Here is a 19034-nt window from a genome sequence, read left to right as displayed (position 1 = left end):
TGGGGTGTCTTTGTCTTCTTCAGGCGCGCGCGATGCGCGGGTCGAGCAGGGTCTGCAGCACGTCGACCAGCAGGTTGAGCAGCACGAAGAACAGCGCCAGCACCAGGATCGTGCCCTGCAGCAGCGGCAGGTCGCGCTGGAAGATGGCCGAGTTCAGCAGGAAGCCGGTGCCAGGCCAGGAGAACACGGTCTCGATGAGGATGGAGCCGCCGAGCAGGTAGCCCAGTTGCAGGCCCATGACCGCCAGCGCCGTGGGCGCCGCGTTCTTCACCATGTGGCGGAACACGCCCACGTGCGTGAGCCCCTTGGCGCGCAGCCCGACGATGAACTCCTGGTCGAGGATGTCGGCCACCAGCGCACGCACCGTGCGCGCGATGATGCCCATGGGAATGACCGACATGGTGAGCGCCGGCAACACCAGGAACTGCAGGTGCTCCCAGTTCCAGGCCCACTCGCCCGAGCCGCCGGGCCCCGCGCCCGTGGCCGGCAGCCACATGAGCTGCGACGAGAACACGATGACCATCACCATGCCCAGCCAGTAGTGCGGCACGCTCACGCCCAGCACCGAGAACATCGAGGCCAGGCGGTCGACCCACGAGCCGCGGAAGTAGCCCGCCACGAAGCCGAACAGGCAGCCCAGCACGAAGCCGATGAAGGTGGCCACCACCGCCAGCCGCAGCGTGTTGCCCACGGCGGTGAACACCTCGCCGGCCACCGCGCGGTTGCTGGCGATGGAGGTGCCCAGGTCGCCGTGCAGCGCGCGCCACAGCCACATGGCGAACTGCTCGGGCAGCGAGCGGTTGAAGCCGTAGAGCTCGCGCAGCTGCGCCTGCAGCTCGGCCGAGGCGTCGGGCGGCAGGATCGACACCAGCGGGTCGCCCGGCGCGATGTGCACGAGCAGGAAGCACACGAGGGCCACGCCGATCATGATCGGCACGGCGTAGAGCACGCGGCGCAGGAGGTAGGCGAACATCGTCTGGAATGGCTGGCTGGTGGGCTGGCTGAAGAGGCGCTCAGTCCATCGTCATGGTCGCGATGTCGATGAACCAGCTCTTGGGCTGCACCACGTTCTTGACCTTGACCGACATGGCGCGCGGACCCACGTCGTGCGCGATCCACACGAAGGGCGCGTCGTCCACGATGTGCGTGTGCAGCTTGGCGAGCGCGGCGTCGCGCGCCTTGTCGTCGAAGCTGGTGCGTGCGTCGGCCACCAGCTTGTCGACTTCGGGGTTGCCGTAGTAGCCCCAGTTGTTCGACACCGGTGGAAAGGCCTTGGTGCTCACGAAGCGCACCATCGCGAAGAACGGGTCCATGGCCGCGAAGCTGATGTTGACCGCGTTGGCGCCGTTGGCCGACGGGTCCTTCGCGCCCTTGCGCCAGTTGGTGAACAGCGTGTTCCATTCGATCACGTCGAACTGCACGTCGAAGTAGCACTGCTTGAGCGACTGCTGGGCGAACTCGTTCATGGGCAGCGGCTGCATCTGGCCCGAGCCCGAGGCAGAAATCTGCACCTTCACCTTGATCGGCTTGGCCGCCGAGTAGCCGGCCTGCGTCATGAGCGCCTGCGCGGCCTTCACGTCGTAGCGGATGTCGAAGGTTGGCTTGCCGAACCACGGGTGGCCCGGCGGCACGGTGCCCTTGGGCTCGGCCATCATGCCGCCCAGCAGCTGCTTCATGCCGCCGCGGTCGATGCACAGGTTGGCGGCCTGGCGCACGCGCTTGTCGAGCCAGGGCGAGCCTTCGGCGAACGACAGCTGCCACGGCCACACATGCGGCTGCGCGTTCGAATAGACCTTGAAGCCGCGCTGCGTGATCTGCGCCATGGCGTCGGGCGAGGGCGCCTCGATCCAGTCGACCTGCCCGCCGAGCAGCGCGGCGGTGCGCGCGTTGGCCTCGGGCATGGGGATCAGCACGACCTTGTCGATCTTGGGCACGCGCTTGGCGTCCCAGTACGTCTTGTTGGCGGCGAGCTCCAGGCGTTCGCGTGCCACGAAGCGCGTGACCTTGAACGGGCCCGAGCCCGAGGGGTCGGCGGCGAAGGCGGTCCAGGCGGCCTTGGCCTTGTCGGCGGGCGTGGCGCCGGCGGCGGCGTCGAACTTCTTCTGCCAGTGCGCGGGCGAAGCCATGAACAGGTTCGACAGGTTGATCGGCAAAAAGGCGTCGGGCTCGCTGGTGGTGAGCTCCACCGTCAGGTCGTCGATCTTGCGGGCCGACTTGAGCGTGGGCATGCGCGAGGCCGTCACGCCGACCTGGCTGGGGTCGAACTGCGGGGCGTCCTTGTCGAGCACCTTCTGCACGTTCCACACCACAGCGTCGGCGGTGAAGGCCGAGCCGTCGTGGAACTTGACGCCGGGGCGCAGCTTGAAGACCCACTTGGTCTTGTCCTTGGCGTCGACCGCCCATGCGGTGGCCACGCCCGGAATGAGCACGCTGGGCGCGTCGGCCTTGGACAGGTCCCACTGCGTGAGCGAGTCGTAGATGGGAATGCCGGTGAAGCGGTTGCCCTCGAACCCCTGGTCGGGCTGGCCCAGCGTGCGCGGAATGTCGGCGGCCGTCATGGCGATGCGCAGCGTCTTCTCCTGCGCCATGGCGCCGGGCGCGGCCAGCATCAGGGCAGCGAGTGCCGCGCAGGCGGCCAGGGGGTTCAGGAACAGGGCAGGGGCGGCACGCTTCACATGGAACTCCGGTGGATGGGTGACTGAAAGGTTCAAGAGAAGCTCTCAAGCACGACATGTGCCAGCCGCTGAAACCGTTGGCGGTTCCGCTGCGTACATGACCTGACGGCTACGCCATCCGGCGAATAGACGCCCTGGGGCTGCGTTTTGACAATACAAACAAGCTCATTCCAGAGTCCGCGATTCAAGCGTCAGGAGAGGGAATCCCAATGATCACGCTGAAACAGGGTTGGCGCGGCGCCGACGTGCGCCGCTTGCAGGAGGCACTGAACCGCAAGCTGTCACCCAGCCCGGCGCTGGCCATCGACGGCGACTACGGCCCGCGCACCCGCGCCGCGGTGCTGCGGCTGCAGGCCGCGCACTGGCTGGTGGAAGACGGCGAGGCCGGCCCTTGCACGCAGAACGTGGCGTTCGACGGCGAGCGCGAGGCCCCCATCCTGCATCCCGTGGCACTGATTCCGCCGCTGGAGCCCGCGCTGTGCTGGGCCGCCGGCATCGCGATGATGACCCGCTCCACCGTGGCGGCGGTGCTGGCACGCACGCCCGGCGACCTGCTGGCCACGGACGGCGCGTTGCAGCCCTTCGTCTGCACCCGGGTAGAGGGAGCCGAGGGAGCCGAGGGCGCCGAAGGCGGGGCGGAAGGCGACTGGCGCTTCGCGCAGGCGCACGGCCTCACGGTGCGCGCGCCGTCGCCCTGGTCGCTCGCATCGCTGCGCGCCGCGCTGCAGGAGGGCCCGGTCATGCTCGACATGCTGTGGGGCCCCAAGGGCTATGCGCAAGGCGTGGGCCGGCCTGGCCACACGGTGGTGGTCGCTGGCATCCGCGGCGACTGCGACCCGAGCGGGCGCGGCACCACGCTGCGCGTCTTCGACCCCTGGCCGCCGAAGAAGGGCGCACGCAGGTCGGTCAATTTCTTCAAGTGGGTGCAGGCCGCGGGGACGCGCACCTGCCGGGTGTTCCAGCGGTAGCGGCCGCTGCTGAAGGCCGGGTGCAACGCGGGCCGCAGCGCCGCGCGCGCCGCGGGGCCGATGCGACAATCGCCCCCGCCATGACAGACACCCTCACGATCACCCGCCCCGACGACTGGCACCTGCACGTGCGCGATGGCGCCGCCCTCGAAGCCGTCGTTCCCCACAGCGCCCGCCAGTTCGGCCGCGCGCTGATCATGCCCAACCTGCGCCCGCCCGTGACCACCGCCGCCCAGGCGCTGGCCTACCGCGACCGCATCCGCGCCGCCGTGCCCGAAGGCGTGGCCTTCGAGCCGGTGATGTCGCTCTACCTCACCGACAAGCTGCCGCCCGAAGAAATCGCCCTGGCCGCGCAAGCCGGTGTGCGTGCGCTCAAGCTCTACCCGGCCGGCGCCACCACCAACAGCGATGCCGGCGTGACCGACATCCGCAAGACCTACAAGACGCTCGAGGCCATGCAGAAGCACGGCCTGCTGCTGCTGGTGCACGGCGAGGTGACCGACCCGGCCATCGACCTGTTCGACCGCGAGGCCGTGTTCGTCGACCGCGTGATGATTCCGCTGCGCCGCGACTTTCCCGAACTGAAGGTGGTGTTCGAGCACCTGACCACCCAGGAAGGCGCCCACTACGTGCGCGACGCCGACCGCTTCACCGCCGCCACCATCACGGCGCACCACCTGCTGTACAACCGCAACGCCATCTTCACCGGCGGCATCCGTCCGCACTACTACTGCCTGCCCGTGCTCAAGCGCGAGACGCACCGCGTGGCGCTGGTCGAGGCGGCCACCAGTGGAAGCGACCGCTTCTTCCTGGGCACCGACAGCGCGCCGCACCCGGCGCACCTGAAGGAACACGCGCTCGGCTGCGCGGGCTGCTACACCGCGCTGACCGCCATCGAGCTCTATGCGGAAGCCTTCGACAGCGTGAACGCGCTCGACAAGCTCGAAGGCTTCGCGAGCTTCCACGGCCCCGACTTCTACGAGCTGCCGCGCCACACCGACACCGTCACGCTCCAGCGCGAGAGCTGGACCGTGCCCGAGACCGTGCCCTACGGCGAGGCCACGCTCAAGCCCTTGCGCGGCGGCGAAACGATCAACTGGAAGCTCGCATGACCCCCACGCCGCGCGTGATGCTGCTGATCGACGCCGACAACGTCTCGGCCGATGTGATCGAACAGGCCGTGCAGCGCACGATGGACGACTACGGCGCCATCCATGTGCGCCGCGCCTACTGCAACGCCGAGATGGCGGTGAACCGGCAGGCGATGTTCAAGCGGCTGCAGGTGCGCCCGATGGTGAACCTGTCCACGGGCAAGAACAGCACCGACATCGCGCTCGCGGTCGACGCCATCGACCTGGTGATCGACGAGCGGCCCGACGTGGTGGTGCTGGTGTCTTCCGACTCCGACTTCGCGCCGCTGGTGATCCGGCTGCGCGAAAAGGGCTGCCGCGTGTGCGGCATCGGCCAGCAGGGCAAGACGGGCGAGGAAACGGTCGGCATCTACGACGCGTTCATCGACCTGGAACACCACGGCGTGAAGCCCGCGGTGCGCACCGCGACCGCGAAGAAGGCGGCGGCCAAGTCGGCACCCGCGAAAAAGACACGAACGACGCGCGCGAGCAGCGCGGCCGCAGCGGCGGCCCCCGCGTCCGCGCCTGCACCGGCTGCCCGCAAGGCCGCGACCAAGACGCCGGCGCGCAAGACAGCCAAGGCCGCCAAGCCGCAGGTGCCGCAGAAGCCGCCCACCTCCGAGGCGGCCGAGTTCATCCTGCAGGCCGTGCCCGCCTTGCGCAGCGGCGCCGACGTGCAGCTCAACGACGTGGCCCAGGCCCTGCGCGCTGCGGGCCTGCTCGGCAAGCACGGCAGTTCGCTCAAGCTGTTCGACAAGCTCACGGCGGAGTTCGTGGTGATGCAGCACCCCGACCGCATCCGCTGGACGGGCGCCTCCACCTCTTGAGCCTGCCGGCCGTCGACTGGGCGCAGCCCTGGCTGGCGCCCTATCGCGCCCACGGCGAAGCGGTGGCGCAGGCCGCGCGGCACACCTCGGTGGCCGCGGCGCTGCAAGGCGCCAGGCCGGCTTCGGCGCCCGACTTCGTGGCCCAGCACGCGCTGCCCGCGGGCCGGGCCTACGAAGCGCACATCTTCCAGACCCGCACCGTTCCCACCCGCGACAACCTGCACGACCTGTTCAACGGCCTCGTGTGGCTCGCCTTTCCGCAGGCCAAGCGCCGCCTCAACGAACTGCAGGCGGGCGAGATCGCGCGCGCGGGCGTCGGCGACGTGCGCGGGCCGCTGCGCGACGCGCTCACGCTGTTCGACGAGAACGGTGCGCTGCTCGATGCGCCGCCCGCGCTGTGGCAGGCCCTGGTCGCGCGCGACTGGCACACGCTGTTCGTCGCACGGCGCGGGCTGTGGAACGAAGCGCGGCTGCTGCTGTTCGGCCACGCGCTGCTCGAGAAACTCGTGACGCCGCGCAAGCCGATCACCGCGCACGTGCTGCTGGCGCACGACCTGCGCGGGTTCATCGCCCCCGGCGGCGTGGGCGACGAGGCCGACGAGGCCGACGCCGCGATCGCGCGAAATCTCGACGCGAAAACGTTGGAAGCGAAGCCTTTCGTTCCCCTGCCGGTGCTCGGCGTGCCAGGCTGGTGCGCGGACAATGCGGCCGCGTCCTTCTACGCCGACGCGCAGGTCTTCCGGCCGTTGCTGCAGACGCCGACCCCCTAGCTTTTGCAGCGCTTCGTGCATGCGGCCCCAGGGCCGCGCAGCTGGGTCGCGCGCCGCGTCTCGGGGTGGCGCACAGAACTTCAATCAGAGGAGAGTCAATAAAAACATGGACACCGTCATCATCGTTCTCAAGGTCGGGCTGATCCTTTACGCGATCTACAGCCTCATCGTCTATGCCTCGCGCCGCTCCGGCAACAAGAGCGCGCTGAAGGGCTTCCGTGACAGGCCGGTGCTTCGCCGCATCACCGACGAAGAAAAGTCCGCGCTGCAGCCGTTCCTGATGGGGCAGGGCCTCACCGTCGAGGACGACGTGCGCGAACTCAGCGGCGCCTTCCTGCGGCACGGCCTGCAGTCGCAAGGCTCGTCCACCGAGCACGACACCATCGGCGACGTCGACGTGCTGCTGCCCTACGACGCCATCGAGTACGTCGAGGCGTACAACGAGGCGCTGGTGGTGTTGAGCAAGAAGTGCGCGGTGGTGATCCGCGTGAACGGCTTCGACCTGCTCGAAGGCCGCCAGCGCGCGCAACGCCAGCAGGCGCAGGACGCGCAATGGAAGCGCGGCGAGCCCGGCGCGCTGCCCAGCTTGGACGACGTGGAACCCGGCGCCGGCCTGCGCGCACCCGAGGCCGCCGCTTCGGTGGCGAGCGACCCGGACGCGCGCTACAAGCGCGGCGAGGTCGTCATCCTGAACCAGCGCGCCGAGACGCCCGAGGAAGTCGAGAGCCGCGTGGGACGCGGCAGCGGCTGGGGCTCGGCGCTGGTGTGGCTGCTGGCGTTCGCGCTGCTGTGGCTCGCCACCTGGGACGCCACGCGCGCCGCGCAGCCGTACCTGCTGGGCGCGGGGCTGGTCGCGGCCCTGTGCGCCGCATGGCTCTTCGTGCGCCGGCCTTCCGGCACCTCGGCCGAGCGCCATCCGCAACAGGTCAACCGCGTGCGCGGCATGCTCAACGAGATTGCCGTGGTCAACGCGGGCAACGTGGCGATCAAGCGCGTGGGCCTTTTTCTCGGCGACAAGCTCAGCGTCGCACTGCCTTCGCACTGGGCGCATGCGCCTTCCACGCCGTATGGCGAGGTGATCGAGGCCGAACTGCGTGCCAGCGACTGCAGTGCGGTGAGCTTCGGCGACAAGTGGTCAGTGGCCGACGAATGGCGGCGCTTCCGCCCCGCGTACTGGGGGCGCCATCTGCTGCACCTGCTGGTCGGGCTGCTTGCGCTGGCGGCATTGGCGCTGTCGCTGCCCGATCCGCGCGCCGACCTGCGCGGCGACCTGGCGCTGGTCGCGCAATCGGTCTTGCATGAAGAAGCGCCGGCGTACACCGACGCCGCGCAGCTGGCCGCCCAGCCGCCCAAGTGGGGCAGCCTGGTGAGCCTGAAGGGCGAAGGCCGCTGCGAGATCGGCATGGGCGGCCACGGCGACGGCAACCGCACGGCGCCCGTGGTCGACTGCACCCAGGTGCGCTGGAACGGCCAGGCGCCCGTGGTGCCCGAGCTGAAGATCCCCGAAAGCATCGTGGCCCTCGGCGGCCCCGACTTCATCCGCGCGTCGGAAAACGGCATTGCCGCCAGCCTCATGGCGATGCTGCGCATGCAGATGGGCCAGGGTGCCGACCCGCTGGCGGCCTACCGCGCGCGCGAGAACGTGCCGATGATCGTGCGCCGCTTCGATCGCACCGTGGCCACGGTGGAGGCGGCCTGCAAGGACAGCGACGGCCTCTCGCCGGGCGGCTGCCGCAACCTGCAGCAAGCCATCGTCAACACGGTGGAAGCCTCGGTGGAAACGGACGGCACCGACACGCCGATCCGCAGCTGGGCGGCGCTGGCCGCGAGCGTGGCGCCGGACAAGGAAAACGCCGACCTCGTGCTGACGCGCAGCCAGCTGGCCACCCTGCAGCGCGCGGTGCGGCAGTCGGTCGACGGCCTGGTCGCCGCGAAGATCGAGGCGGCGCGTCCCGCCATCGTGCCGGCCCGCGGCGGCGTGGTGCTGGTGTCCACGGCGCCGATCGGCGGCGTGCAACGCCAGGCGAACGAGGAAGGCACCACCGTGGCCGACGACGCGGATGCGGCCGTGGTCGAAGCCGCGGCGGCCGTCGACGGCGAGGACACCGGCGACGATTCGCTGCTCGGCCGCTGGGCGCGCCTGCAGCGCAATGCCGCGCCCGAAGGCGTGAAGCCCTTCGTTCTTGCGGGGCTTGTGACGGCCAGCGACACCGACGGCTCGGGCGCGGTGCGCCTGCACATCGACCCGCACCGCGACGCCACGCAGGCCGCGGCGGCCGGTGCGCACACGCTGTGGGCGCTGTTCGGGCTGGCGCTGGTGCTGGTCAACGGCGTGCTGTTCGCGTGGCGCTTCGCGCAGGGCATGCGCCGCCGCAGCCGGCTGCATGCCGACATCGCCACCCGCCCGGCACCGGGCGCGACGGGCCTTTTCTGAGGCGGCTACAGGCCTTTGCGGGAGCGGGGAATACCCGGGCGCCGCAACTTTTGCTCCTATCATGGTTCTCCCTGCTGCCGCCGCGCGGAGCGCCCTGCAACGCACCACGACACCCGGGCCCTCCATGCCGCGCATGGCTTGAAGAGGGCCCAGGGGCCCTTATCTAGGTGGCAAGTTTCCCCACGGAGAATTCAACTTGAAACGTATCCTGCTGTTCGTCCTGACCAATGTGATGGTCGTTGCCGTGCTGGGCGTGGTTGCCAGCCTGCTCGGCGTGAACCGCTTCCTCACGGCCAACGGGCTCAACCTGGGCGCGCTGCTCGGCTTTGCGCTGGTGATGGGTTTCGGCGGCGCGATCATCTCGCTGCTCATCAGCAAGCCCATGGCCAAGTGGACCAGCGGCCTGCGCATGATCGACAACCCCCAGACGCCCGACGAGGCATGGATCGTCGGCACGGTGCGCAAGTTTGCCGACAAGGCCGGCATCGGCATGCCCGAAGTCGGCATCTTCGAGGGCGAGCCCAACGCCTTCGCGACCGGCGCGTTCAAGAACTCGTCGCTGGTGGCGGTGTCCACCGGCCTGCTGCAGGGCATGACGCGCGAAGAGGTCGAGGCCGTCATCGGCCACGAGGTGGCCCACATCGCCAACGGCGACATGGTGACCATGACGCTGATCCAGGGCGTGATGAACACCTTCGTGGTGTTCCTGTCGCGCGTGATCGGCTATGCGGTCGACAGCTTCCTGCGCCGCGGCGACGACCGCTCGTCGGGCCCGGGCATCGGCTACTACGTGAGCACCATCGTGCTGGACATCGTGCTCGGCTTCGCCGCCGCGATGGTGGTGGCCTGGTTCTCGCGCCACCGCGAATTCCGCGCCGACGCCGGCGCCGCCGCGCTCATGGGCCAGAAGCAGCCGATGATCAACGCGCTCGCGCGCCTGGGCGGCCTGCCGGCCGGCGAACTGCCGAAGGCGGTGGAGGCCATGGGCATCACCGGCAGCATGGGCAAGCTGTTCGCCACGCACCCGCCGATCGAAGAGCGCATTGCGGCGTTGCAGAACGCGCGCTGAGCCCGCGGGCAGCGGCGATGCGGCGACGACGACGGCCGCCCATGAAAAAAACCGCCACATCGCTGTGGCGGTTTTTTTTCGTGCGCGGCGTGCTCAGTCTGCGGCGGGCGCTTCTGGCGTGGCGGGTGTTGCAGGTGCTTCGGGGGCTGCTGCAGGCGCTTGCGATGCGGCGGGCGGTTCAGCAGCCTCGGCATCCGCTTGCGCTTCGGGCGCTGCTGCTTGCGCGGCGGGTGCGGGCGCTTCCGCTTCCGCTTCCGGCGCCTTGGCTGCCACAGGCGCTGCACGGTCGGCGCGGGCGCGCTGCAGGGTGCGCGTCACGTCGCCGTGCTTCATGCCGTACATGTCGGCGAACTCCTGCTCGCTGCGGCCGCTGGCCTCGAAGGCGCGCAGCAGCGCTTCGCGCTTGGCGGCCTGCTGGGCGAGTTCGGCCAGGGCTTCGTCGACCACGGCGTTGTTGTTCTCGTCGCGCGAGCGCACCAGCACCGCATAGGCTTCGCGGTCCAGGCCCGAGGCCTCGACCGCCTTGGCGATGCGCGCCACCAGCTGCGGGCGCAGGTCTTCGCCGTTGTTGTTGCGCTGCGAGCGGCGGCGATGCAGCTCCAGGATGGCGTGGTGCACATGCTCGGGCGCGACCGGGTCGAGCGCATTGCCGTCGAGGTCGTGGCGCGCCAGGCCGGCGGCCACGCTTTCCAGGTAGCGGGTGGAGCGCGCGTGCTGGCCCATGGCAATCTTCAGGTCTTCGGCCTTGAAGTCTTCCGGGTGGCGCGCAAGCAGCTCTTCGTACACGCCGAGCTTCAGCGGCACGAAGCGCGCGCCGAAGAGCTGCGGGTACAGCTCGAACAGCCGTTCGAGCACCGGGCTGACCTTGCGCGGCGTGCGCTGGGGCTGGGCCTGGCCCTGGCCTTGCGCTGCCTGATTGCGGGGTTGCTGCTGCTGGCGCTGCGGGCGCTGGTTGCCGCCGCCCTGGTTGTTCTGCCGGGGCGGGCGGGACTGGCGGGGTTCACGTGGTTCGCGGGGTTCGCGTGGCTCGCGTGGCTGCTGCGGCTGCGCGGGCGATTCCGCGCTGGCGCCCGTGCCCGCATCGGGACCGGCCTGCAGCTGCTTCAGCTGATCGGCCATGTCCAGTTGCTGGCGCCGGGGCGGGCGCGCGTTCGTCTTCGGGGTGGCGGTGGAAGCGTCGGTCATGCGGGGGGCGCGGCGAGGGGCGCGGTGGAATGAAAGAGGAAAGAAATGAAGCCCGGTGCGCGTTCAGCGCGGCCGGAACATCTTGAAGAGATTGTCGGGGCTGACTTCGAAATAGTCCGCCGGTCCGCCGCCGCGCAAGATCGGTTGCGCCGCGGCGGTGTCGTAGATGCCGTTTTTCAGCAGGTGGCGGGCAATGTGCACGCCCACCACTTCACCCAGCACCAGCCAGGTCTGCACGGGCGTGCCGTCCACCCCCTCGAGCTGCAGGATCTGCGTGAGCCTGCACTCGAAGGACACCGGGCTTTCGGCCACGCGCGGCACGGCGATGGTTTGGGAGGCGGCCGTGGTGAGCCCTGCAAGCTCGAACTCGTTCACCTCGGGCGGCACGGCGGCGCACGAGCGGTTCATCTGCTCGGCCAGCGGGCGCGTGGCAAGGTTCCAGCCGAACTCGCGCGTCTGGCGGATGTTGTGCAGGCTGTCCTTGGCGCCGATGCTGGCGAAGCCCACGATGGGCGGCGTGTAGTTGAAGGCGTTGAAGAAGCTGTAGGGCGCGAGGTTGAGCACGCCGTTTTCGTCCTGCGACGAGATCCAGCCGATGGGGCGCGGCCCGACCATCGCGTTGAACGGGTCGTGCGGCAGGCCGTGGCCCTTGGCCGGTTCGTAGAAGTGAAAGCCGTCGTTCGACATCGTGGACCTCAATGGCTCAGGGCCGAAGCCCGGGCGGCCTGCCGGCCGATCAGCAGCCGGAACGGCAGCAGCATGAGCACGCCCACGCCCAGCTTCACCCCGAGGTCGCCCAGCGCCCAGGTGAGCCAGGGTCCGTCGGTGCCCGCGAAGGCGATGCCCCAGAACACGATGCTGTCGAGCACCGCCGCGATCACCGTGGCCACCAGCGGCGCGCGCCACCAGAGGCCGCGGCGCAGGCGGTCGAACACGCCGATGTCGAGCAGCTGCGAGGCGATGAAGGCCAGCCCCGAGGCCGCCGCGATGCGCGCGGGCGCGAGCAGCAGCGACACGCCCACGGCCACCGCAAAGCCGACCCACGCCACGCGACGTGCCATGCCGGGACCGAAGCGCCGGTTGACGAGATCGCTCACGAGGTAGGCCACCGGGTAGGTGAAGGCGCCCCAGGTCAGCCAGTCGTTGAGGGCGAACTGCACCAGGATGTTGGACGCGAGCACCACCGCGGCCATGGCCAGCGTGGCCGCGGTCAACTGGCCGAAGGTAGGGCGAGCGAAGTGCATGGCTGTCATCAGACGCTTGCGGTGCGTTCGCGCTCGGACGCGGCCAGCACGGCGTGCGCCACGGCCTCGGCCACCTTGATGCCGTCCACGCCGGCCGACAGGATGCCGCCTGCGTAGCTCGCGCCTTCGCCGGCGGGGTACAGGCCGCGCACGTTGAGGCTCTGGAAGTCGTCGCCGCGCGTGATGCGGATGGGCGACGAGGTGCGCGTTTCCACGCCGGTGAGCACCGCGTCGTGCGTGTCGAAGCCCTTGATCTTGCGGCCGAAGGCGGGGAAGGCCTCGCGCATGGCCTCGATGGCGTAGGCGGGCAGGGCCTGGTGCAGGTCGGTCGGCGTCACGCCGGGCTTGTAAGAAGGGGTGACGCTGCCGAGTGCCGTGGAGGGCTTGCCGGCCACGAAGTCGCCCACCAGCTGGCCGGGCGCGTGGTAGTTGCTGCCGCCGAGCACATAGGCATTGGACTCGAGCTCGCGCTGCAGCACGATGCCGGCGAGTGCGTCGCCCGGTGCATCGGCTTTCCAGCCCGGGAAGTCCTTGGGGTCGATGCCCACCACGATGCCCGCGTTGGCGTTGCGCTCGTTGCGCGAGTACTGGCTCATGCCGTTGGTGACCACGCGGCCCGGCTCGCTGGTGGCCGCAACCACGGTGCCGCCGGGGCACATGCAGAAGCTGTAGACCGAGCGGCCGTTGCTGGCGTGGTGCACCAGCTTGTAGTCGGCCGCGCCCAGCAGCGGGTGGCCCGCATGGCGGCCCCAGCGCGCGCGGTCGATCAGGCCTTGCGGGTGCTCCACGCGAAAGCCGATGGAGAAGGGCTTGGCCTCGATGTGCACGCCGCGCGCATGCAGCATCTCGAAGGTGTCGCGCGAGCTGTGGCCCAGCGCCATCACGACGTGGTCGGCGCGCAGGTCGCTGCGGGTGCCGGTCGTCTGGTCGAGCACCGTGAGGCCACGCAGATGGCCATCTTCGATGTGCACGTCCGTCACGCGCTGCTCGAAACGAATTTCGCCGCCCAGCGCCACGATCTGCTCGCGGATGTTCTCCACCACCTTCACCAGCTTGAAGGTGCCGATGTGCGGATGCGCGACGTAAAGAATCTCGGGGGGCGCGCCGGCCTTCACGAACTCTTCCATCACCTTGCGGCCGAGGAAGCGCGGGTCCTTGATCTGGCTGTACAGCTTGCCGTCGGAGAAGGTGCCGGCGCCGCCTTCGCCGAACTGCACGTTCGACTCGGGGTTGAGCGTGCTCTTGCGCCACAGGCCCCAGGTGTCGCGGGTGCGCTGGCGCACGGTCTTGCCTCGCTCCAGCACGATGGGCCTGAAACCCATCTTCGCCAGCATCAGCGCCGCGAAGATGCCGCAGGGGCCGAAGCCGATGACCACCGGGCGCGCCGTGCCTTCGGGCGCATCGGCCGGCGGCGTGTAGCGCATGTCGGGCGCGGCCTGGATGTGCGGATGGCCCGCGTGCTGCGCGAGCAGGCTGGCCTCGAGCTTCGCGTCTGCCAGCTGCACGTCGCAGATGTAGACCGTGAGCAGTTCGACCTTGCGCGCGTCGAAGCTGCGCTTGTAGACGGTGTGCGAGGCGATCGCGTCGAGCGGAACGGCCAGCGTTCTTGCGATCAGGGTGACCAGCGCGTCGGGCGCGTGGTCGAGAGGGAGTTTGAGTTCGGAGATTCTCAGCATGGGGGCGGCGTAGGGCTTGTGGTTATCAAGCAGGCCGCGCATTTTAAGCGCCGCAGGCGCTATGAAAGGGATAGCTGACGGATGGCCCTGTTACCGCCTGTCAGGCCGGCAGGAAGCCTTCGACCGACAGATAGCGTTCGCCGGTGTCGTAGTTGAAGCCCAGCACCACCGCGTCGGGTGCCAGCGAAGGCAGCTTCTGCGCGATGGCCGCAAGCGTGGCGCCCGACGAGATGCCGACCAGCATGCCTTCTTCCTGCGCGCAGCGGCGGGCCATTTCGCGCGCCGGTTCGGCGTCGACCTGCAGCACGCCGTCGAGCATCGAGGTGTCGAGGTTCTTCGGAATGAAGCCCGCGCCGATGCCCTGGATCGGGTGCGGCGCCGGCGCGCCGCCGGAGATCACAGGCGAGGCCACCGGCTCCACTGCGAACACCTGCAGCTTCGGCCACTTCTTCTTGAGCACCCGCGCCACGCCGGTGATGTGGCCGCCCGTGCCCACGCCGGTGATGAGCACGTCGATGCCGTCGGGGAAGTCGGCCGCGATTTCCTCGGCCGTGGTGCGCACGTGCACCTCGACGTTGGCCGGGTTGTTGAACTGCTGCGGCATCCACGCGCCCGGCGTGCCGGCCACGATTTCCTCGGCGCGCGCAATGGAGGCCTTCATGCCGCCGGCGCGCGGCGTCAGGTCGAAGGTGGCGCCGTAGGCCAGCATGAGGCGGCGGCGTTCGACGGACATGCTGTCGGGCATCACCAGGATGAGCTTGTAGCCCTTGACGGCCGCCACCATTGCCAGGCCGATGCCGGTGTTGCCCGAGGTGGGCTCCACGATGGTGCCGCCGGGCTGGAGCGCGCCGCTCTTCTCGGCGTCTTCCACCATCGCGAGCGCGATGCGGTCCTTGATCGAGCCGCCGGGGTTGGCGCGCTCGGACTTGATCCACACCTGCTGCTTCGCATTGCCGAACAGGCGGTTGATGCGGATGTGCGGCGTGTTGCCGATGGTCTGGAGGATGTTCTGGGCCTTCATGGATCGTGTCTCCTGGGATGCAATGCGTTGGTCGGATGGACAGCGCGCATTGTGGGACCAGCCCAAGACCCTTATGCCGAACCGGGTGTGAACTTCATCGCCACGCCGTTCATGCAGTAGCGCAGCCCGGTGGGCTTGGGCCCGTCGTCGAACACATGGCCCAGGTGGCCGCCGCAGCGGCTGCAATGCACCTCCGTGCGGGCCATGCCGAACGAGCGGTCGGTGTGCTCGCCCACGGCCTTGTCCAGCGGCTGCCAGAAGCTGGGCCAGCCGGTCTTGCTGTCGAACTTGGTCTTGGAGGAGAACAGGTCGAGCGCGCAGCCCGCGCAAGCAAAGCGCCCGGCCCGGTGCTCGTCGTTCAGCGGGCTCGTATAGGGGCGCTCGGTGCCTTCCTGGCGCAACACCGCGAACTGGTTGGCGTCGAGCAGCTTGCGCCATTCGGCCTCGGTGTGGGTGACAGCGAAGGTCTCGTTCTGCGCGGCCTGCGCCCGGCGCGCGCCCGCGCCGAACAGGCTGAGGGACTGGGCCACGGCCAGCCCCAGGGTCGAGGCGCCGGCGGCGAGGGCGAAGCGGCGTCCAGTTTTTTGCGTCATGACAGGCCTTCAGTCGGTGGTGGTCGAAGTTCTTTCGAATGCAACTTCTAGTTCGCACCGACGGGGCACGGGGTTACAGCGGCCCGGCGCTTTCTTCATGAGGCGATAATCCGCCCCGTGAAGCACGCCAGACCGCCGCTGGTGCAAGCCCGCAAGGGGCGACGCCGCAAGGCGCCGTGTCGAAAGACCGCACTGGAGGAACGTCCGGACTGCACAGGACAGCGCAGGAGTTAACGACTCTCCACCGTGAGGTGAGGATCAGAGCAACAGAGACGAGCCGATTAAGTTCGGGTGAAACGGGCAATCTCTGCGCGCAGCAACACCAAGTAGGCCAGTATCGAGGTGGTTCCGCTGAGCTGGCGGGTAGGTGGCATCGAGCCGTTTGGCGACAAACGGCCCAGAGTAATGGCGGTCACGTCGAGGGTTTCGCAAGGGGCCCTCGATGCACAGAATCCGGCTTATCGGCGGGCTTCACACTTTTCTTTCCCCTTTTCATTTCGCGGGCCTTCGCCCTGAAGGCGGGCGGCAGCGTTGCCGCCTGCACGAATTGGTAGTAACCCGTATAATCAGTAGCAGACTAACTAATAGGCAGCTACCGTGATCGAACCCGACACCCTCCCACAGCCGCGCGAACAGGCGCTGATGCGGCTCGGCACGTCGCTCGCGGTCCTGCAGCGTGGCTACCGCGCGGCGGCCGACAAGGCGGTGGCGCACGTCGGCGTGTCGCAGACGCTGGCCTACCCCATCGTGATGCTCGGGCGCATGAACGGCGAGGTGCGCCAGGGCGTGCTGGCCGAGGCGCTGGGCATCGAAGGCCCGTCGCTGGTGCGCTCGGTCGACCAGCTGGTCGAGGCGGGCCTGGTCGAACGCCGCGAAGACCCGGCCGACCGACGTGCCAAGACCCTGCACCTCACCGAGGCCGGCAAGGCCACCTGTGCGCCCCTCGAGGCCGCCTTGACGTTGATGCGCGCGTCGTTGTTCGACGGCGTGCCCGACGCCGACATTGCCGCCTGCCTGCGCGTGTTCGGCGTGCTCGAGGAGCGCATGGGCGTTCGCACCGTGCAGAACCTGCCCTCGCTGGAAGGGCGCAAGTAGATGGCCACGCTCAGCCTGCCGCGCTTCACCCGCGCGGAGCTTCTCTTTTCCGGCAAGAGCTTTGCCGCCGCGATGCTGGCGATGTACCTCGCCAGCCGCGCCGGCCTGCCGCGCCCGTTCTGGGCGCTCATGACCACCTACGTCGTGGCCCATCCGCTGGCCGGCGCGGTGCGCTCCAAGGCGCTGTACCGCTTCTGCGGCACGCTCATCGGCAGCACCGCCACCGTGCTGCTGGTGCCCGCGCTGTCCAACGCCCCCGAGCTGCTGACGCTGGTGCTCGCGCTGTGGGTCGGGCTGTGCCTGTGCATCTCGCTGTTCGACCGCACGCCGCGTTCGTACGTTTTCATGCTCGCGGGCTACACGGCCGCGCTGATCGGTTTTCCGTCGGTGCAGACGCCGCTGGTGCTGTTCGACACCGCCGTGGCGCGCGTGGAAGAAATCGGCCTGGGCATCTTCTGCGCCACGCTGGTCCACAGCCTGGTGTTTCCCGCGGGGCTCGCGCCGACCGTGCTCGGCCTGCTCGACCGCACGCTGGTGGACGCGCGCAAGTGGCTCGGCGACCTGCTGCAGCCCGCGGGCCAGGGCGAGCGCAGCGCAAGCGCCGACCCCCGGCGCCTCGACGACGACCGCCGCCGCCTGGCCGGCGACATCACGCAGCTGCGCCTGCTGTCCACCCACGTGCCCTTCGACACCACGCACCTGCGCTGGACCGCCGGCGCCATCCGCGCCATGCAGGACCGCGTGGCCGCGCTCACGCCCGCGCTCTCCGCCGTCGAAGACCGGCTGCAGGCGCTGGTGCAGGCCGAAGGCGCACTGGCGAGCGACGTGACGGCCGTGCTCGCGCAGGCCTCGCAATGGCTGCGCGAAGAAGCCGAACCTGCCGCCGATGCAGCGGCCCGTGCGGCCCGCGCCGAACGCCTGCAGGCCCTGCGCCGTGCCATCGACGCGCTGAGCGCCAGCGCCACGCCTGACAGCGCGGCGGCAGCGCCCACCCCCTGGGGCCGCGCCCTGCGCATCGGCCTGGCCGGTCGCCTCGAAGAGCTCGTCGACGGCTGGACCGCCTGCGCGCAGTTGCGCCAGGACATCGACGAAGGCCTGAAGGGCGCCGCGCCGCTGCGCCGAACCGCCGCGCTCGGCGCCCGCGTGCTGCACCGCGACTACGGCATGGCGCTGCTGTCGGCGCTGGCCGCCGTCATTGCCATCTGCCTGTGCGGCGCGTTCTGGATCGTCACCGGCTGGCCCATGGGCTCGGCCGCGACCATGATGGCCGCCGTCTTCTGCTGCTTCTTCGCCACCATGGACGACCCGGTGCCGGCCATCCACGGCTTCCTGAAGTGGACGCTGTGGTCGGTGCCCATCTCCGCGCTCTATGTGCTGGTGCTGATGCCCACGGTGCAGGACTTCGGCATGCTGGTGGCCATCTGCGCGCCGCTGTTCCTGCTGCTGGGCTTGTACCTGCCGCGCCCCACGCATTTCATGCCGGCGATGGCGCTCATCTTCGGCGTGTGCGGCACGCTGGCGCTGCACGACACGGCCAGCTCCGACCTGGTGAGCTTCATCAACAGCATGATCGGCCAGATCGTCGGCGTGGTGGTCGCGGCGCGCGTCACCCGCCTTGTGCGTTCGGTGGGTGCCGACTGGAGCGCGCGCCGCATCCAGCGCGCCACCTGGCGCGAGCTGGGCGACATGGCCGCCTCTTCCCAACCGCAGTACGCGCAGAGCGATGCTTATGCCGTGCGCATGCTCGACCGCATCGGCCTGCTCGCGCCGCGCATCGCGCAGGCGGGCGGCACGGTCGAAGGCGTGGCCGCGAACGACGCGCTGCGCGACCTGCGCATGGGCGCCGACATCGCCGTGCTGCAACGTGTGCGCGCGCAGTTGCCGATGGCCACTGCCGCTGCGTTGCTGGGCAGCATCTCGCGCTTCTTCCGCCAGCGCGGCGAAGGCGGCACGAACCCGCGCCCGCCCAGCCTGCTGCCGCAGATCGACGACGCACTGAATGCGGTGCTGCAGGCGCGCGACACCGCCGCCTCGGCCGCCTCGCGCGCCGCCGTCACCGCCCTGGTCGGCCTGCGCCGCAACCTCTTTCCCGACGCGCCGCCCCTGCGGCCGAGCGCACCTGTTCAAGGAGCTTCCGCATGATCGGCGAAGCCAGTTTCTACGGCCTGTACCTGCCCTGGATCATGGTGCTGGCCCTCGGCGCCTTCCTGGCCCTGTGGGCCGTGCGCCGCCTGCTCGCGGCCACCGGCGTGTACCGCTGGGTGTGGCACCCCGCGCTGTTCGACATGGCGCTGTACCTGCTGCTGCTCTACGCGCTGAGCCGCGTCACCTCCTACCTTCAATGAAT

Annotated in this window: 17 protein-coding genes and 1 other RNA gene; 10 read left to right on the top strand and 8 right to left on the bottom strand. The window is 69.6% G+C overall.

Annotated features, from left to right (window positions below; translation table 11 throughout):
- Positions 1-19 precede the first annotated feature (19 nt).
- Both ACSFBM_RS22170 and ACSFBM_RS22165 read right to left on the bottom strand, forming a co-directional pair.
- Positions 20-973, bottom strand: a complete 954-nt coding sequence (locus ACSFBM_RS22170; protein WP_435437995.1) for an ABC transporter permease — start codon at positions 971-973, stop codon at positions 20-22.
- A gap of 40 nt (positions 974-1013) precedes the next feature.
- A complete protein-coding gene (locus ACSFBM_RS22165) occupies positions 1014-2675 on the bottom strand; it encodes an ABC transporter substrate-binding protein (protein WP_435486460.1) in 1662 nt (553 codons plus the stop codon).
- Between the two features lie 209 nt (positions 2676-2884).
- Here ACSFBM_RS22165 and ACSFBM_RS22160 point away from each other — a divergent pair, with 209 nt between their 5' ends.
- From ACSFBM_RS22160 to htpX, 6 genes are all read left to right on the top strand, one after another.
- Positions 2885-3643, top strand: a complete 759-nt coding sequence (locus tag ACSFBM_RS22160) for a peptidoglycan-binding protein (protein WP_435486290.1) — start codon at positions 2885-2887, stop codon at positions 3641-3643.
- Positions 3644-3723: 80 nt separating this feature from the next.
- Positions 3724-4755 (top strand): dihydroorotase, encoded by a 1032-nt coding sequence (pyrC, locus tag ACSFBM_RS22155; RefSeq protein WP_435486289.1) that lies wholly within the window; start codon positions 3724-3726, stop codon positions 4753-4755.
- Entirely contained in the window at positions 4752-5600 is an 849-nt protein-coding gene (locus tag ACSFBM_RS22150; RefSeq protein ID WP_435486288.1) for an NYN domain-containing protein, read from the top strand. Before pyrC ends, ACSFBM_RS22150 begins: the two co-directional genes overlap by 4 nt.
- Entirely contained in the window at positions 5597-6370 is a 774-nt protein-coding gene (locus ACSFBM_RS22145; RefSeq protein WP_435486287.1) for a DUF3025 domain-containing protein, read from the top strand. The genes ACSFBM_RS22150 and ACSFBM_RS22145 overlap by 4 nt, the downstream gene beginning before the upstream one ends.
- A 106-nt stretch (positions 6371-6476) precedes the next feature.
- Positions 6477-8804 carry an IgaA/UmoB family intracellular growth attenuator gene (locus ACSFBM_RS22140; protein WP_435486286.1) on the top strand — a complete coding sequence of 776 codons (2328 nt, stop codon included), beginning with the start codon at positions 6477-6479 and terminating at the stop codon, positions 8802-8804.
- A gap of 196 nt (positions 8805-9000) precedes the next feature.
- Positions 9001-9873 (top strand): protease HtpX, encoded by an 873-nt coding sequence (gene htpX / locus ACSFBM_RS22135; protein WP_435486285.1) that lies wholly within the window; start codon positions 9001-9003, stop codon positions 9871-9873.
- A gap of 93 nt (positions 9874-9966) precedes the next feature.
- On the opposite strand, the gene ACSFBM_RS22130 is transcribed toward htpX, so the two are convergent.
- The 6 genes from ACSFBM_RS22130 to msrB form a co-directional block, all read right to left on the bottom strand.
- Positions 9967-11058 (bottom strand): ProQ/FinO family protein, encoded by a 1092-nt coding sequence (locus ACSFBM_RS22130; protein ID WP_435486284.1) that lies wholly within the window; start codon positions 11056-11058, stop codon positions 9967-9969.
- A gap of 63 nt (positions 11059-11121) precedes the next feature.
- Positions 11122-11745, bottom strand: a complete 624-nt coding sequence (locus ACSFBM_RS22125) for a flavin reductase family protein (RefSeq protein ID WP_435486283.1) — start codon at positions 11743-11745, stop codon at positions 11122-11124.
- 8 nt (positions 11746-11753) lie between these two features.
- Positions 11754-12311, bottom strand: a complete 558-nt coding sequence (locus tag ACSFBM_RS22120; RefSeq protein WP_435438004.1) for a VUT family protein — start codon at positions 12309-12311, stop codon at positions 11754-11756.
- Positions 12311-13978 carry an NAD(P)/FAD-dependent oxidoreductase gene (locus ACSFBM_RS22115; protein WP_435486282.1) on the bottom strand — a complete coding sequence of 556 codons (1668 nt, stop codon included), beginning with the start codon at positions 13976-13978 and terminating at the stop codon, positions 12311-12313. Before ACSFBM_RS22115 ends, ACSFBM_RS22120 begins: the two co-directional genes overlap by 1 nt.
- A gap of 100 nt (positions 13979-14078) precedes the next feature.
- Positions 14079-14999: a cysteine synthase A gene (gene cysK / locus ACSFBM_RS22110; protein WP_435486281.1), complete on the bottom strand. Its 921-nt coding sequence runs from the start codon at positions 14997-14999 to the stop codon at positions 14079-14081.
- Between the two features lie 71 nt (positions 15000-15070).
- Positions 15071-15592 carry a peptide-methionine (R)-S-oxide reductase MsrB gene (gene msrB / locus ACSFBM_RS22105; protein WP_435486280.1) on the bottom strand — a complete coding sequence of 174 codons (522 nt, stop codon included), beginning with the start codon at positions 15590-15592 and terminating at the stop codon, positions 15071-15073.
- Between the two features lie 119 nt (positions 15593-15711).
- Between msrB and rnpB the strand changes: the two genes are divergently transcribed.
- The 4 genes from rnpB (at position 15712) to ACSFBM_RS22085 (ending at position 19032) form a co-directional block, all read left to right on the top strand.
- An RNA gene (gene rnpB / locus ACSFBM_RS22100) (RNase P RNA component class A) lies at positions 15712-16069 on the top strand.
- Positions 16070-16234: 165 nt separating this feature from the next.
- Positions 16235-16687, top strand: coding sequence for a MarR family winged helix-turn-helix transcriptional regulator (locus ACSFBM_RS22095; protein ID WP_435438069.1), 453 nt, complete (start codon positions 16235-16237; stop codon positions 16685-16687).
- Positions 16688-18829 (top strand): FUSC family protein, encoded by a 2142-nt coding sequence (locus ACSFBM_RS22090; protein ID WP_435486279.1) that lies wholly within the window; start codon positions 16688-16690, stop codon positions 18827-18829.
- Positions 18826-19032, top strand: coding sequence for a DUF1656 domain-containing protein (locus tag ACSFBM_RS22085; protein ID WP_435486278.1), 207 nt, complete (start codon positions 18826-18828; stop codon positions 19030-19032). Before ACSFBM_RS22090 ends, ACSFBM_RS22085 begins: the two co-directional genes overlap by 4 nt.
- The last annotated feature ends 2 nt before the right edge of the window (positions 19033-19034 follow it).

The organism is Variovorax pasteuri (assembly GCF_051216435.1).
GTDB lineage: Bacteria > Pseudomonadota > Gammaproteobacteria > Burkholderiales > Burkholderiaceae_C > Variovorax.
Note: the sequence above shows the minus strand (reverse complement) of the source record. Positions and strands in the feature narration are given on the sequence as shown.

What these genes read in the sequence shown, in the direction of transcription:
- ACSFBM_RS22120 (WP_435438004.1), bottom strand. Translation starts at nt 12,311, where the DNA reads ATGACAGCCATGCACTTCGCTCGCCCTACCTTCGGCCAGTTGACCGCG.
- ACSFBM_RS22095 (WP_435438069.1), top strand. Translation starts at nt 16,235, where the DNA reads ATGCGGCTCGGCACGTCGCTCGCGGTCCTGCAGCGTGGCTACCGCGCG.
- ACSFBM_RS22115 (WP_435486282.1), bottom strand. Translation starts at nt 13,978, where the DNA reads ATGCTGAGAATCTCCGAACTCAAACTCCCTCTCGACCACGCGCCCGAC.
- ACSFBM_RS22150 (WP_435486288.1), top strand. Translation starts at nt 4,752, where the DNA reads ATGACCCCCACGCCGCGCGTGATGCTGCTGATCGACGCCGACAACGTC.
- ACSFBM_RS22170 (WP_435437995.1), bottom strand. Translation starts at nt 973, where the DNA reads ATGTTCGCCTACCTCCTGCGCCGCGTGCTCTACGCCGTGCCGATCATG.
- pyrC (WP_435486289.1), top strand. Translation starts at nt 3,724, where the DNA reads ATGACAGACACCCTCACGATCACCCGCCCCGACGACTGGCACCTGCAC.
- ACSFBM_RS22085 (WP_435486278.1), top strand. Translation starts at nt 18,826, where the DNA reads ATGATCGGCGAAGCCAGTTTCTACGGCCTGTACCTGCCCTGGATCATG.
- cysK (WP_435486281.1), bottom strand. Translation starts at nt 14,999, where the DNA reads ATGAAGGCCCAGAACATCCTCCAGACCATCGGCAACACGCCGCACATC.
- ACSFBM_RS22125 (WP_435486283.1), bottom strand. Translation starts at nt 11,745, where the DNA reads ATGTCGAACGACGGCTTTCACTTCTACGAACCGGCCAAGGGCCACGGC.
- msrB (WP_435486280.1), bottom strand. Translation starts at nt 15,592, where the DNA reads ATGACGCAAAAAACTGGACGCCGCTTCGCCCTCGCCGCCGGCGCCTCG.
- ACSFBM_RS22140 (WP_435486286.1), top strand. Translation starts at nt 6,477, where the DNA reads ATGGACACCGTCATCATCGTTCTCAAGGTCGGGCTGATCCTTTACGCG.
- ACSFBM_RS22160 (WP_435486290.1), top strand. Translation starts at nt 2,885, where the DNA reads ATGATCACGCTGAAACAGGGTTGGCGCGGCGCCGACGTGCGCCGCTTG.
- ACSFBM_RS22130 (WP_435486284.1), bottom strand. Translation starts at nt 11,058, where the DNA reads ATGACCGACGCTTCCACCGCCACCCCGAAGACGAACGCGCGCCCGCCC.
- ACSFBM_RS22090 (WP_435486279.1), top strand. Translation starts at nt 16,688, where the DNA reads ATGGCCACGCTCAGCCTGCCGCGCTTCACCCGCGCGGAGCTTCTCTTT.